We start from the raw sequence: 12,204 nt of genomic DNA on the forward strand, positions 1-12,204 counted from the left end.
GGCGATGTAAATGCGATGCTGCACCGCGGCAAGGCGGGGCGGGTTTGCACGGTTCAAGAGCCGCCGCTAGTGCGCGGCCATGGCGAAACGTCCCAAGTCCACCATCCCCATGTACAGACGACGGCGCCAGCGGTCCCTGCCCGCGCGGATATTCGGCTGGATCATCAAGCTGGTGCTGGCCTTCCTGATCGGCTCGGTCCTGTGGGTGCTGGCTTACCGCTTCATCAATCCGCCGATCACCGTGACCATGCTGGGCGACGTGCTGGCCGGGCGCGGCGTGACCAAGGACTGGATGAGCATCAAGGAAATCGACCGCGACATGGTGCGCGCGGCGATCGCCGGCGAGGACAGCAAATTCTGCAGCCACAACGGCTTCGATTATGAAGCGATCGAGGATGCGATGCAGCGCAACGCGTCGGGCGGGCGGATTCGCGGCGGATCGACGATCAGCCAGCAGACCGCCAAGAACGCCTTCCTGTGGCAAGGCGGCGGCTATGTCCGCAAGGGCTTCGAAGCCTGGTTCACCGTGCTCGAAGAGGCGCTGTGGCCCAAGCAGCGGATCATGGAAGTCTATCTCAACCTCGCCGAGACCGGCATCGGCACCTATGGCGTCAACGCCGGGTCGCAGCGCTATTTCGGCCATGACGCGAGCGCGATGAGCGCCATCGAGGCGGCGCGGATCGCGGCGGTCCTGCCGCTGCCCAAGAAACGCGGCGCGGTGGCGCCCAAGGGCTTCACACGGCGCTATGGCGGCACCATCGCGGCGCGGATCGGGGTCGTCGGGCGCGACGGGCTCGACGCCTGCGTCTACCAGGGCACGACCGCGCCGGTGAACAAGACCCCGCCGCCAAGCAAGGCCCCGGCCAAGCTGCCGGGCGAGGAGTATGAGACCGCGCAGCCGCTGCCGCCGCTCGAGAATGCGGTGTCGGAGCTGCCGGCGGGATCCGACGTGCCGGTGTTACCGGAACCGTCGGCCAATGGCGCAGGGCCCGCGACGGTGCCGGAAACGGCCGCACCCGAGACCCCGCCAACCGAGCAGCAACCCGAAAACGGCCTTTAGCCGACCAGGGCGAGTTTCGGCGGTTCCTGGACCGACAAGTCGACGGTGCCGTCGCCGGTGATGCGCGCGATCCGCGCCGCGAGTTCGGCGTCGAGGACATAGTCGCGGCCAATCAGGATGGTCGCGTCGCCGCCCCCTTCCCGCTGGACGATGACGCGGATGGCGCCGGTGCCGCCGTCGGCGCCGGTCAGCTCGCGGGTCAGGCGCAGCACCGCGTCGGTGTCGGGCACGCGGACGATCATTTCCAATCGGGTGCGCTTGGCCAGGTCCGCCAATGGCTGGAAACGCTTGACGGCCACGCGCGGCACTTCGTCGCCCGGGCGGCGGTCGAGTTCGACGGTCATCAGCCCGCAGCCGCCCGATTTCGCCGCGGCTTCCAGCGCCGCGGAGGGTTCATCGTCGAAGGCGGTGGCGAAATATTGGCCCGACGCGTCGCTCAACGTCGCCATCAAATACCGCCGCCCCTTGGCCGAAGTGCGCCAGCGCGCGTCCTCGACCAGCCCAGCCATCATCGCCGACGAGCGGCCGCCGTCGCTCGGGACCGGGATCGAGGCCAGCTCGGCGAAGGTCCGGACCTTGTGCGCGGCGAGCAAATGCTTCTGCGCGTCGACCGGGTGGGCGGAAAAATAGAAACCGAACGAGTCATGCTCGGCGGCCATCCGCTGGGCGATCGTCCAGCTGGCATCGCGCGGCAGGCGGATCGGGGCGACGCCGGCATGGGCATCGCCGCCGAACAGCGCCGCCTGCCCGCTCGATCGTTCGTCGGCGGCGCTGATCGCGTGGGCGAGCAATGTTTCGGCGGCGGCGTAAAGCGCCGGGCGGTCGGGAACGATCGTATCGAACGCGCCGGCGCCGACCAGGCTCTCGATCTGACGCTTGTTAAGCAGGCGCGGGTCGATCCGCGCGGCGAAATCCTCCAAGCTGGCGAACGGTCCTTCTGCCTCGCGCTCGGCGACCAGCGATTCCATCGCTTTTTCGCCGACGCCTTTGAGCGCCCCCAGAGCGTAGCGCACCGCCTCGCCCCCATTTGACACAGTGGCCACCGTGAAATCGGCGCGGCTGGCGTTGATGTCGGGCGGCAGGCAATCGACGCCGGCGCGGCGCATGTCCTCGACGAACAAAGCGAGCTTGTCGGTCTGGGCCATGTCGAAGCTCATCGACGCGGCGTAGAATTCCGCCCGGTGATGGGTTTTGAGCCAGGCGGTCTGATAAGCGATCAGCGCGTAGCCGGCGGCGTGGCTCTTGTTAAAACCATAGCCGGCGAACTTGTCGATGAGATCGAACAATTCGTTGGCCTTGGTGGGCAGGATGCCGTTCAATCGTTCACATCCCGCGACAAAACCGGCGCGCTGCGCGTTCATTTCGCTCTGAATTTTTTTGCCCATCGCGCGGCGCAGCAAATCGGCCTCGCCGAGGCTGTAGCCGGCGAGCACCTTGGCCGCCTCCATCACCTGCTCCTGGTAAACGAAGATGCCATAGGTCTCGCTAAGCAACTCTTCGAGCAAGGGATGCGGCGTGGCGAGCGCGACGCGGCCGTTCTTGCGGTCGCCGAACATGCCGATATTGTCCATCGGGCCGGGACGGTAGAGCGCGACCAGCGCGATGATGTCGCCGAACGCGGTCGGGCGGACCGCCGACAGGGTCCGCCGCATGCCTTCGGATTCCAGCTGGAAGACGCCGACGGTGTCGCCGCGCTGGAGCAGTTCGTAGACGTCTGGATCGTCCCAGGCGAGCGCGTCGAGATCGACGTTGACGCCCTGCGCGGCGAGCATTTCCCGCGCCCGCTTCAACACCGACAAAGTCTTCAGGCCGAGGAAATCGAACTTCACCAGCCCCGCCGCCTCGACATATTTCATGTCGAACTGGGTGACCGGCATGTCGGAGCGCGGATCGCGGTACAGCGGCACCAATTCGTCGAGCCGGCGGTCACCGATGACCACGCCGGCGGCATGGGTCGACGCATGGCGCGGCAGGCCTTCGAGCTTCATCGCCAGATCGAACAGCCGGCGGACGTCGGCATCGTCGCGATATTCGGCGGCGAGCTCGGTGACGCCGTTCAGCGCCCGCTTGAGATCCCAGGGCTCGGTCGGGTGGTTGGGGATCAGCTTGGCGAGGCGGTCGACCTGGCCGTAGCTCATCTGCAGCACGCGGCCGGTGTCTTTCAAGACGGCGCGGGCTTTCAGGCGCCCGAAGGTGATGATCTGGGCCACCCGGTCGCGGCCGTATTTGCGCTGGACGTAGGCAATCACTTCGTCGCGGTGGGTTTCGCAGAAATCGATGTCGAAATCGGGCATCGACACGCGTTCGGGGTTGAGGAAGCGCTCGAACAATAGGTTCAAGGCGATCGGGTCGAGGTCGGTGATGGTCAGCGCCCAGGCGACGACCGAACCAGCACCGGAACCGCGGCCCGGCCCGACCGGGATGCCCTCGCCCTTGGCCCATTTGATGAAGTCGGCGACGATCAGGAAATAGCCGGCAAAGCCCATGCCGGTGATCACATCGAGCTCAAAATCGAGCCGCTCGCCGTAGCGCTGCCGGTCCTCGGGGGTGCGGCCGGCCATCCGTTCGTCCAGGCCGGCGTGGGCGTCGCGGCGCAGCGTCTCGTCCTCGTCGTCGGACAGGCGCGGCAGGATCGGCTGGCGCTGCGGCGCGGCGACAGCGCAGCGTTGGGCGATGACGGCGGTGTTGGCGATCGCCTCGGGGACATCGGCGAACAATTCGGCCATCGCCGCGCCGTCCTTGAGCCAGGCTTCGGGCGACGAGGTGACGCGGTCGTTGCTTTCGAGATAGGCCGAATTGGCGATGCACAGCATGGCATCGTGCGCGGCGTGAAAACTGGGGTCGGTGTAAGCGGCGGGGTTGGTCGCGACCAGCGGCAGGTTGCGCGCAAAAGCGAGCTCGATCAGCGCCGCTTCGGCCGCATCCTCGATCGCGTCACCGCGGCGGCTGAGCTCGATGTACAAGCGATCGGGGAACAGGACCTGGAGCCGGTCGAGATAGAGCCGCGCCTGGCTATCCTGGCCGCCCTCGATCAGCCGGGCGAGCGCACCTTCCGATCCGGCGGTGAGCGCGATCAGGCCGTCGCTGGCGCCTTCCAGCGCCGACATAGCAACATGCGGCTCCTCCGACAGTGGCCGGTCGAGATGGGCTTGCGAGACCAGTTTGCAAAGGTTGGCGTAACCGTCATCGTCCTTGGCCAGCAGCAGCAGCCAGTCGAGCATCCCGCCGCCGCCAACGTCCGCTGGCCGGGCGATGGCCAGCATCGCGCCAATGATCGGCTGCACACCCTTGGCCGCGCAGGCATCGCTGAACGGCATCGCCGCGTACAAGCCGTTGCGGTCGGCCAGCGCAATCGCCGGGAAATCCAATGCCGCTGCCCGCTCGGCAATCGTCTTAGGCTCCATCGCTCCCTCGAGCATGGTGAAGCAGGACAAGTTGCGAAGCGGAACGTAGGGCGCGGTCACGCCGCCAATATGGCGCTTATGTCAGTTGAAGGAAGCCACCGAGAGCGGTTTTCCACAGTTACTTCAGCCCTTATTTGGGCGGCGGGTCCTTGCTCGGCTTGTAGGTGAAGTCGAAGTTGGGCTGCCAGGTCAGGCCGTGGTCGCTCGAAGCTTCGCCGAACTGGCGTACCGAGCCGTCGGCATTGGGCGTGTAGCTCATCCGTACCAGCGCGTCCTGGCCAGGACCGTTCACGCCCGGCCAGAAGCCCATCAACACCATCTTGCCGCTGACCAGTCCACCGATGAATTCAATGCGACCGTTGCCCGCATCAAGCCAAGTCTGGTGCCAGCGCTTGTCCTCGGTCATGTAATTGTTGAGGCTGCCGCCGTCCTGATGATTGAGCGGCATCCAATTCTCGCGAATCACGCAGCCGCTATACAGTTTTTCGATCAGGCTGTGCGCGACCAGCTTGGGCTTGCCGGTCGGATAGACATCCCAATAGCCCGCCCAGAAATCGAACTGCCGATGCTCGGGTCCGGCGCAGGCCGGGGGCGGCGGAACCCTGGGCGCGGGCGCAGTTTGGGCGCTTGCCGGACTGGCGATCACCGCCGCGGCGGACGCGATGGCCAGTATCCTCGATGATAGTTTCACTTTCGCTCCTGATCCTCGGGCAACGGAGACATGACTGTCGTCATGCGGCTGCATCTTCCAATATCCAGTTTCGCGCGAATGCAAATAACCAGTTGCTGGTTCAGGGCGCGTGCCAGCGGCCGGCCATGATGTCGCGAATCTCGTTCATGCGGCCGCGATAGGCGTCGGCAATGCAATCGTCGGCACGGCAGCGGTCGCGAAAGTCGAGGAAACGCCCGCGCGTGTTCTGGAGGGCGATCCGCTGTTCGGCATCGGCGTCGGCAACCGCTGTGTTGAACTGGGCCCCCATCTGTCGGTCGAGCGCGGCCAATCCTGGGTCGTTACACACGGCGATCTCACCGGCGGTGCGTGCATTTTGGCAATTGAAGCTCGGTCTCGCCCGGGGCGCCGGCGCCGCTGGTGCCGGCTCAGTTGGCAGCGGCTCGGCCACGAACGGCGGTGCGTCTATTGGGTCCGCCTGATTGGTGGGCGCGAGCGGATCCTCGAGCGGAGTACCAACCTTGGCGAGCGTCGATAACGGCGTAATAATCGCGTCGGCGTTGGTCAGGGTGAGCGCGCTGTTGCCGTCCAATCTCGCCTGCAGCGTATAGTCGATGTCGGCGCTGAGCGTGCGCCGTCCACCGACCACGGCGACGCCCGGCGGCAGGTCGAGCGAAAGCGTGCCGGAACAGGCGATCGCGCCACGCTGCTCGTCGTGGCTCTTGAGCATCGGCGCGTCCATCCGCGCCACCGACGCGGCGGCGAGCTTGTCGAACGCCGGCTGGTCGGACCCGCGAAGCTGAGCGGCGCTGCGGAACAATTGGCCTTTGATGAGGTCGTAAGTCGCCTGCGACGCGCACGCCTTCTCAGGGTCAGTCGCGGCGGCCCGCGCGGCAATCTGGTCGTCGCTCAGCCGGTCCGAATTCTCATTCCCGCTGCGGGTGAAAACGAACAGCAGCAAGAGCAGGACAAGGACGCCGCCGATCAAGGTCATCGCGGTCGGATTGAGACGGTTCATCGGGGCGCTAACGCGTCGATCCGGCGTCGGGTCCGTTCACTCCAATCTGCCGTCGTGGAGGCGGAGGACTCGGTCCATCTTGGCGGCGATGCGCTCGTTGTGGGTGGCGACCAGCGCCGCGCTGCCCTCACCGCGTACGAGGTTGAGGAATTCGGCAAACACCACATCGGCGGTGGCTTCGTCGAGATTGCCGGTGGGCTCGTCGGCGAGCACCAGCGGTGGACGGTTGGCGAGCGCGCGGGCGACCGCGACCCGCTGCTGCTCGCCGCCAGAGAGCTTGGCCGGGCGATGATCGAGACGGGCGGCGAGACCGAGCGCGCTCAGCACTTGTTCGGCGCGGGCTTTCGCCGCCGCCTTGTCGCCGCCTTTGATCAGCACCGGCAACATCACATTCTCGCGCGCGTCGAAATCGGGCAGCAAATGGTGGAACTGGTAGACGAAACCCAGCGCCTCGCGGCGAAGCTCGGTGCGGGCATCATTGTCGAGCTCCGACGCTTCGCGGCCGACGAGCTGGATCGAGCCTTCAAACCCGCCTTCGAGGAGGCCAACCGCTTGCAGCAGGGTCGACTTGCCCGAGCCCGACGGGCCGAGGAGCGCGACGATTTCGCCCGGCTGGACCTCGAGGTCGACGCCGCGAAGGACGTGGATGGTGACGTCGCCCTGGGTGAAGCTGCGCTTGAGCCCCTGGGTGCGCAGGACCGGCTCACTCATAACGGAGCACCTGGACGGGGTCGGTACTGGCCGCCTTCCACGCCGGATAGAGCGTCGCGAGGAAGGACAGAATGAGCGCGATGAGGACGATCGCGGTGACTTCGACCGGGTCGGTCTTGGACGGCAATTCGCTCAAGAAGCGGACCGACGGGTCCCACAAATTCTGCCCGGTCAGGAACTGGATCGCGTCGATCACGCCCTGGCGGAAGAACAGGAAAATCGCACCCAGGATCAAGCCCAGGACGATGCCCAGCGAGCCGATCGTCACGCCGACGGTGACGAACACCTTCATCATGCCCCGCCGGCTGGCGCCCATGGTGCGCAGGATGGCGATGTCGCGGGTCTTGGCGCGGACAAGCATGATCAGCGACGACAGGATGTTGAACACCGCCACCAGCACGATCAGCGACAGGACGACGAACATCGCGATCCGCTCGACCTCGAGCGCTTCGAACAGCGCCGCATTCATCTGCCGCCAGTCGACGATGATGCCGCGACCGCGAACATAGGGCTCCAATGGCGCCAGGATCTCGCCGACCTTGTCGGGGTTGTTTGACTGGATTTCGATCATGCCGACCTGATCGCCCAGCATCAGCAGCGACTGCGCGTCCTGCATCGGCATGATCACGAATGCCTTGTCGTAATCATAGACCCCGACCTCGAACACCGCACCGACGGTGTAGGAGACGATCCGCGGGACCGTGCCGACCACGGTCGAGCGGCCTTCGGGGCTGATCAGGCTGATCTCACTGCCGGGATAAGCGCCCAATTCCTCGGCCAGGCGGGAACCGATCGCGATGCGGCCGCTGCCCGGGGTGATCGAGGCCATGTTGCCCGATTTGATGTTTTCGTTGATCGTCGCGTTGGCGCGCAAATCCTCCATCCGCATGCCGCGCACCAGCACGCCTTCGACGCGGCCGTTGGTCGAAGCCATCAGCGGCTGTTCGATCAACGGCAAGGCGGAGGTCACCCCGGGCGTCTTGCGGGCGACATCGGCGATCTGCTGCCAGTCGGCGAGGCGGCCCTCATAGCCCTGGACGATCGCATGACCGTTCAAGCCGACGATCTTGTCGAACAGCTCGGCGCGAAAGCCGTTCATGACGCTCATGACGATGATCAACGCGGCGACGCCCAAAGCGACCGCGGCGAGGCTGATCGCGGCGACCAGGAAGATGAAGCCCTCGCCCTTGCCCGGCAACAGATAGCGGCGGGCGATCATGCGCTCGTAGCGGTTGAGGATCATGACGGCTTTCTTAAACCGTCATTGCGAGCGAAGCGCGGCAATCCAGTTTCTTGTCCTGGCTGGATTGCCACGTCGATATCGCTCCTCGCAATGACAGGGCAAATCATGACGTCAGGCGCCCGACCACCGCGTCGGGCGAAATCTCGATCTTCTCGCCGGTGCGCCGGTTCTTGAGTTCGACGACGCCGTGAGCGAGCCCACGCGGACCGATGATCACCTGCCACGGCAGGCCGATCAGGTCCATCGAGCCCAATTTGACCCCGCCCCGCTCGTCGCGGTCGTCGTAGAGCGTTTCGACCCCGGCGGCTGTCAGGCGGGCATAAAGGTCCTCGGCGACATCGACACTCGTTGCATCATCGGCCCGCATGGTGACCAGACCCACTTGCCACGGTGCGACTTCCTCTGGCCAGACGATGCCAGCGTCGTCGTGGCTGGCTTCGATGATCGCCCCGACCAGGCGCGACACGCCGATGCCGTAGCTGCCCATCATCGGCGTCACCATATTGCCGTCCTGGCCAGAGACTTTGAGCCCCATCGCCGCCGAATATTTATCACCGAAATAAAAGATGTGGCCGACTTCGATGCCGCGGCCGGTGCGGCGCCGCTCTTCGGGCAGTTCCGCCCAGCGCGCTTCGTCGTGGGTCTCGTCGGTCGCGGCGTAGGTCGCGCTGACTTGCGCGAACAAGCCGTGGAGCCCGGCTTCGTCGGTATAATCGAGATGCTTCTGGTTCCAGTCGATCGCTTCGAACGCCGCGTCGTAGAAGACTTCGCTCTCCCCGGTCGGGGCAAGGACGATGAATTCGTGGCTGAGATCGCCGCCAATCGGCCCTGAATCGGCTTTCATCGGCACCGCCTGGATGCCCATCCGCTGGAAGGTGCGCAGATAAGCGAGCAATTGCCGGTAGTAGCTGAGCCGCGCGCCCTCCTCGTCCAGGTCGAACGAGTAAGCATCCTTCATCAGGAATTCGCGGCCGCGCATGACTCCGAACCGCGGGCGGACCTCGTCGCGGAACTTCCACTGGATGTGATAGAGATTGCGCGGCAGGTCGCGGTAGCTTTTCAAATCGTCGCGGACGATCGCGGTCAGCATTTCCTCATTGGTCGGGCCGTACAGCATCTCGCGGTCGTGACGGTCCTTGATGCGCAGCATTTCGGGGCCGTAGGCGTCGTAGCGGCCGCTCTCCTTCCACAAATCGGCCGACTGGATGGTCGGCATCAGCATTTCCTGCGCGCCGGCGCGGTCCTGCTCCTCGCGGACGATTTGTTCGATCTTCTTCAAGACTCGAAAGCCGATCGGCAGCCAGGCGTAGATCCCGGCCGCGGTCTGGCGGACCAGGCCGGCGCGCAGCATCAGTTTGTGGCTGACGATCTGGGCGTCGGCCGGGCTTTCCTTGAGGACCGGGAGGAAACAGCGGGAAACGCGCAAAGTCTGAATGCCTTCCGGCTGGGGTCGTTGATGGGCCGCCTCCCCTACGGTGGTGGGGTGGCCAAGGCAATGCGGACGACGTCCCTGGGCGCTGTGGCTCGACCGCCACAGCCGGTGCACAAAAACTGTTTGGAGGGAACAAGGTAGGTGACAAATCAACGAAACACGGACTAGCGTTTCGGTTCAAGGGGGCTGACGAGCAATCGTCACGCAAGGACGCCCGGACCGGCAACGGTCCGGGCGTTTGCATTTGTCCGGCAGGCAAGGCGGATCGGCAACGGTCCGGGCGTTTGCTTTTTCAACCGCCTCTAATTGGCTATGCACGCGCCCAATTGGCCGCTAATTCTGTCAGCACAGGAGGGAACAATGCACCATCGACGCAAAGCAGTGATTGTCGCGGCGGCGATCTTCTTCGGTTCGCCCGCGGCCGCCCAGGTCGGCAACGACGGCGGCGTTCAGACCGAAACGCAGCAACGCAACGGTCGGGCACTGGATTACGATACATTGTGGAATGTGCTTGGACTGTTCGGCCTTGCCGGCGCCTTCGGCCTTTGGCGCGCCAGCGACAATGACGGTTACACGGACGATCCCATTTGAACTATTTTCATAAGGAGCATTGAGATGCGGACCACTTTTCCGTTGATGATTGCCATTGCGCTGACTGCCGCCACACCGGCCGCTGCCCAAGGCACTGATAACACTGTGAACGCGGCCGCGGTCGCGGCGCCGGCGAGCAACGACATGGCGGTCGCCACCGACAATATGGCGGCCGATCCCACCATGATGTCCAACGACATGGGCGCGGCACCGGCCATGGATCAGCCGGTCGAAATGGCAACCGAGCCCGCGCCAGCCAAGCCAAGCGGCTTCCCCTGGGGCGTGCTCGGACTGCTCGGACTGGTCGGCCTGATGGGGCGCAAACGGGCCTAGTTCCGACCAATCATTGTCAGGCAAGACGCCCGGGTCGCCAGTCGATCCGGGCGTTTTTTGTGCCGGCAAACCGCGCGCGCATCGCTGCGGACTTGCAATTGCCCTGAATGTGGCAGACGCGTTCGGCGACGGAATGGATGACATCTATTTCCGTTGGCGATTTCGCACCTTCCTTACCCCGCGCGATCGCGAACAGGAGGTTGGATATGCGCACCAAGCTGATGGTCGCGGCCTTGCTCATGGTCTCTGCGACAAGCACCCCCGCCCTCGCCCAAAAAGCGCAGGACAAAGGCGGGATACCCACCGAAACCCAGCAACGCATGGCGCATCAGGATGACCCGCTGCCGTGGGATCTGCTCGGGCTGTTTGGGCTGATTGGCCTGTTCGGGCTGCGCACCAGCCATCCCGACGACAGCTATCACCCATCCAACCTCGACTAAGCCCGGCTTCGAACTGGAGGAAACAGGATATGCGAATTTTCATCGCCATGATGCTTGCCGCAGGCGTTGCGGCCGCGCCCATACCGGCGCTGGCACAGGACAATAACGCCGCGATGGCCGCCGATGCCGCCAATATCGTGGCGCCCGCCCCGGCGGACGCGAATATGGCGGCGGCCGATGCTAATGCGGTCAGCGACATGGCTCCGCCAGCCGAAACCGCCATGGCCAATGATGCGGCTGCAATGCCGGCGCCGGCTCCGCCGAGCCGCCCGTTCCCATGGGGCGTCATCGGCTTGGTCGGCCTGATCGGACTGCTCGGCCGCCGCCGCGGCTAAGCCAGCAGCGCCAGCAGCGCAAAAGTCGCCAGCCAATGCTCCCCGGCATAATCGCCGGCGACTTGCGGCATGGCGGCGGCCAAATGTTCAAGGCTGGCGTCGCGGGCAAGCTCGGCGCTGCCAGGTGAAAGCAACGGAGCAATTGCTCGCCAGCCCCAAGCGCGGCTGAGGTTCAGGCCGTCGAGATGGGCGATCTTGCCGTCGCTGCGGTCGCTGACCGTGGCCGGCGTGAATAGGGTCGCGGGCTCCCGGTCCAGCAGGCGCGGCAGGAACGCCGCGAACCAGCGCTCGAATTCGGCGGGCGGGAGCACTCGCGCCATGCACAGAGCCTCGGTCAACGCCGATGACAGGAACTCGTCGCCGCCCGGCTCCCATGCCTGACAATCGCGGTCGGCGCCGAACCAATGCCGGGCGCGGTCGCGGATCAACCCAGCGAGTGGAATGTCGAATTGCTCGGCCCATTCGAGCGACAGGATCAGCGCGAACGTAGTGTTGAAATGGGTGCCGACGCGGATTGGGTAAGTCAGAATATCGAGATAATGGCGCAGCCGGTCGGCGAACGCGCCCGCGAGCGGCTCCAGTTGCGCCGCCCAGGGCGAATCGTGCCGTGACGCCTCGAGGTGCAGCGATAGCAGCCACGCCCAGCCATACGGCCGCTCGAACCCTGCCGACAGCGGCCGGTCGAGATAGGCGAGTTCGGCGGCCAGTTTTTCCGCCGTGAAGCTGGCATCGGCGAGCGCGGAAATATCCTGCGCCATCGACATGTTCGGGAACCGCCGCCGCAAGGTGAGCAGCGTCCACCAACCGTGCACGCAGCTATGCCAGTCGAAACTGCCGTAGAAGACTGGGTGCAAGGCGCGCGGCGTCTGCGCGTAGGCGTCGCTGTGCAGGACATGATCGAGCTTGTGCGGATATTCCTTGGTGACGTGACCAAGCGCGATGCCGGCGAACCGCTCGGCCATGGCCT

11 protein-coding genes and 1 pseudogene are annotated in these 12,204 nt (G+C 65.2%); 5 read left to right on the forward strand and 7 right to left on the reverse strand.

Annotated features, from left to right (window positions below; genetic code table 11):
* Window positions 1-109: 109 nt before the first annotated feature.
* Window positions 110-808 (forward strand): annotated as a pseudogene (mtgA, locus tag RMO25_RS00710) (monofunctional biosynthetic peptidoglycan transglycosylase); the annotation flags it as partial.
* 248 nt (window positions 809-1,056) lie between these two features.
* Here mtgA and dnaE read toward each other — a convergent pair.
* The 6 genes from dnaE to proS form a co-directional block, all read right to left on the reverse strand.
* The gene (gene dnaE, locus RMO25_RS00715) at window positions 1,057-4,524 is read right to left on the reverse strand and encodes a DNA polymerase III subunit alpha (RefSeq protein ID WP_309660678.1); all 3,468 of its coding nucleotides are present in this window, start codon (window positions 4,522-4,524) and stop codon (window positions 1,057-1,059) included.
* A 70-nt stretch (window positions 4,525-4,594) separates the two neighbouring features.
* Window positions 4,595-5,155 (reverse strand): hypothetical protein, encoded by a 561-nt coding sequence (locus RMO25_RS00720; RefSeq protein WP_309660679.1) that lies wholly within the window; start codon window positions 5,153-5,155, stop codon window positions 4,595-4,597.
* 100 nt (window positions 5,156-5,255) lie between these two features.
* Window positions 5,256-6,152 (reverse strand): hypothetical protein, encoded by an 897-nt coding sequence (locus RMO25_RS00725; protein WP_309660680.1) that lies wholly within the window; start codon window positions 6,150-6,152, stop codon window positions 5,256-5,258.
* 36 nt (window positions 6,153-6,188) lie between these two features.
* On the reverse strand, window positions 6,189-6,863 hold the full coding sequence (locus RMO25_RS00730) for an ABC transporter ATP-binding protein (protein ID WP_309660681.1): 675 nt from the start codon (window positions 6,861-6,863) through the stop codon (window positions 6,189-6,191).
* Window positions 6,856-8,106 (reverse strand): lipoprotein-releasing ABC transporter permease subunit, encoded by a 1,251-nt coding sequence (locus RMO25_RS00735; RefSeq protein ID WP_309660682.1) that lies wholly within the window; start codon window positions 8,104-8,106, stop codon window positions 6,856-6,858. Before RMO25_RS00735 ends, RMO25_RS00730 begins: the two co-directional genes overlap by 8 nt.
* A 103-nt stretch (window positions 8,107-8,209) precedes the next feature.
* Window positions 8,210-9,532: a proline--tRNA ligase gene (gene proS / locus RMO25_RS00740; protein WP_309660683.1), complete on the reverse strand. Its 1,323-nt coding sequence runs from the start codon at window positions 9,530-9,532 to the stop codon at window positions 8,210-8,212.
* 366 nt (window positions 9,533-9,898) lie between these two features.
* Between proS and RMO25_RS00745 the strand changes: the two genes are divergently transcribed.
* From RMO25_RS00745 to RMO25_RS00760, 4 genes are all read left to right on the forward strand, one after another.
* Window positions 9,899-10,129, forward strand: a complete 231-nt coding sequence (locus RMO25_RS00745) for a hypothetical protein (protein ID WP_309660684.1) — start codon at window positions 9,899-9,901, stop codon at window positions 10,127-10,129.
* Between the two features lie 24 nt (window positions 10,130-10,153).
* On the forward strand, window positions 10,154-10,462 hold the full coding sequence (locus RMO25_RS00750) for a hypothetical protein (protein WP_309660685.1): 309 nt from the start codon (window positions 10,154-10,156) through the stop codon (window positions 10,460-10,462).
* Window positions 10,463-10,668: 206 nt separating this feature from the next.
* On the forward strand, window positions 10,669-10,902 hold the full coding sequence (locus tag RMO25_RS00755) for a WGxxGxxG family protein (protein ID WP_309660686.1): 234 nt from the start codon (window positions 10,669-10,671) through the stop codon (window positions 10,900-10,902).
* 29 nt (window positions 10,903-10,931) lie between these two features.
* Window positions 10,932-11,237: a hypothetical protein gene (locus RMO25_RS00760; protein ID WP_309660687.1), complete on the forward strand. Its 306-nt coding sequence runs from the start codon at window positions 10,932-10,934 to the stop codon at window positions 11,235-11,237.
* On the opposite strand, the gene RMO25_RS00765 is transcribed toward RMO25_RS00760, so the two are convergent.
* Window positions 11,234-12,199: a DUF2891 domain-containing protein gene (locus tag RMO25_RS00765; RefSeq protein WP_309660798.1), complete on the reverse strand. Its 966-nt coding sequence runs from the start codon at window positions 12,197-12,199 to the stop codon at window positions 11,234-11,236. The genes RMO25_RS00760 and RMO25_RS00765 overlap by 4 nt on opposite strands.
* Between the last annotated feature and the right edge of the window lie 5 nt (window positions 12,200-12,204).

The sequence above is a fragment of the Sphingomonas sp. genome (assembly GCF_031361285.1).
GTDB lineage: Bacteria > Pseudomonadota > Alphaproteobacteria > Sphingomonadales > Sphingomonadaceae > Sphingomicrobium.

What these genes read in the sequence shown, in the direction of transcription:
- RMO25_RS00725 (WP_309660680.1), bottom strand. Translation starts at nt 6,152, where the DNA reads ATGAACCGTCTCAATCCGACCGCGATGACCTTGATCGGCGGCGTCCTT.
- RMO25_RS00730 (WP_309660681.1), bottom strand. Translation starts at nt 6,863, where the DNA reads ATGAGTGAGCCGGTCCTGCGCACCCAGGGGCTCAAGCGCAGCTTCACC.
- RMO25_RS00735 (WP_309660682.1), bottom strand. Translation starts at nt 8,106, where the DNA reads ATGATCCTCAACCGCTACGAGCGCATGATCGCCCGCCGCTATCTGTTG.
- RMO25_RS00745 (WP_309660684.1), top strand. Translation starts at nt 9,899, where the DNA reads ATGCACCATCGACGCAAAGCAGTGATTGTCGCGGCGGCGATCTTCTTC.
- RMO25_RS00750 (WP_309660685.1), top strand. Translation starts at nt 10,154, where the DNA reads ATGCGGACCACTTTTCCGTTGATGATTGCCATTGCGCTGACTGCCGCC.
- RMO25_RS00755 (WP_309660686.1), top strand. Translation starts at nt 10,669, where the DNA reads ATGCGCACCAAGCTGATGGTCGCGGCCTTGCTCATGGTCTCTGCGACA.
- RMO25_RS00760 (WP_309660687.1), top strand. Translation starts at nt 10,932, where the DNA reads ATGCGAATTTTCATCGCCATGATGCTTGCCGCAGGCGTTGCGGCCGCG.
- RMO25_RS00765 (WP_309660798.1), bottom strand. Translation starts at nt 12,199, where the DNA reads ATGGCCGAGCGGTTCGCCGGCATCGCGCTTGGTCACGTCACCAAGGAA.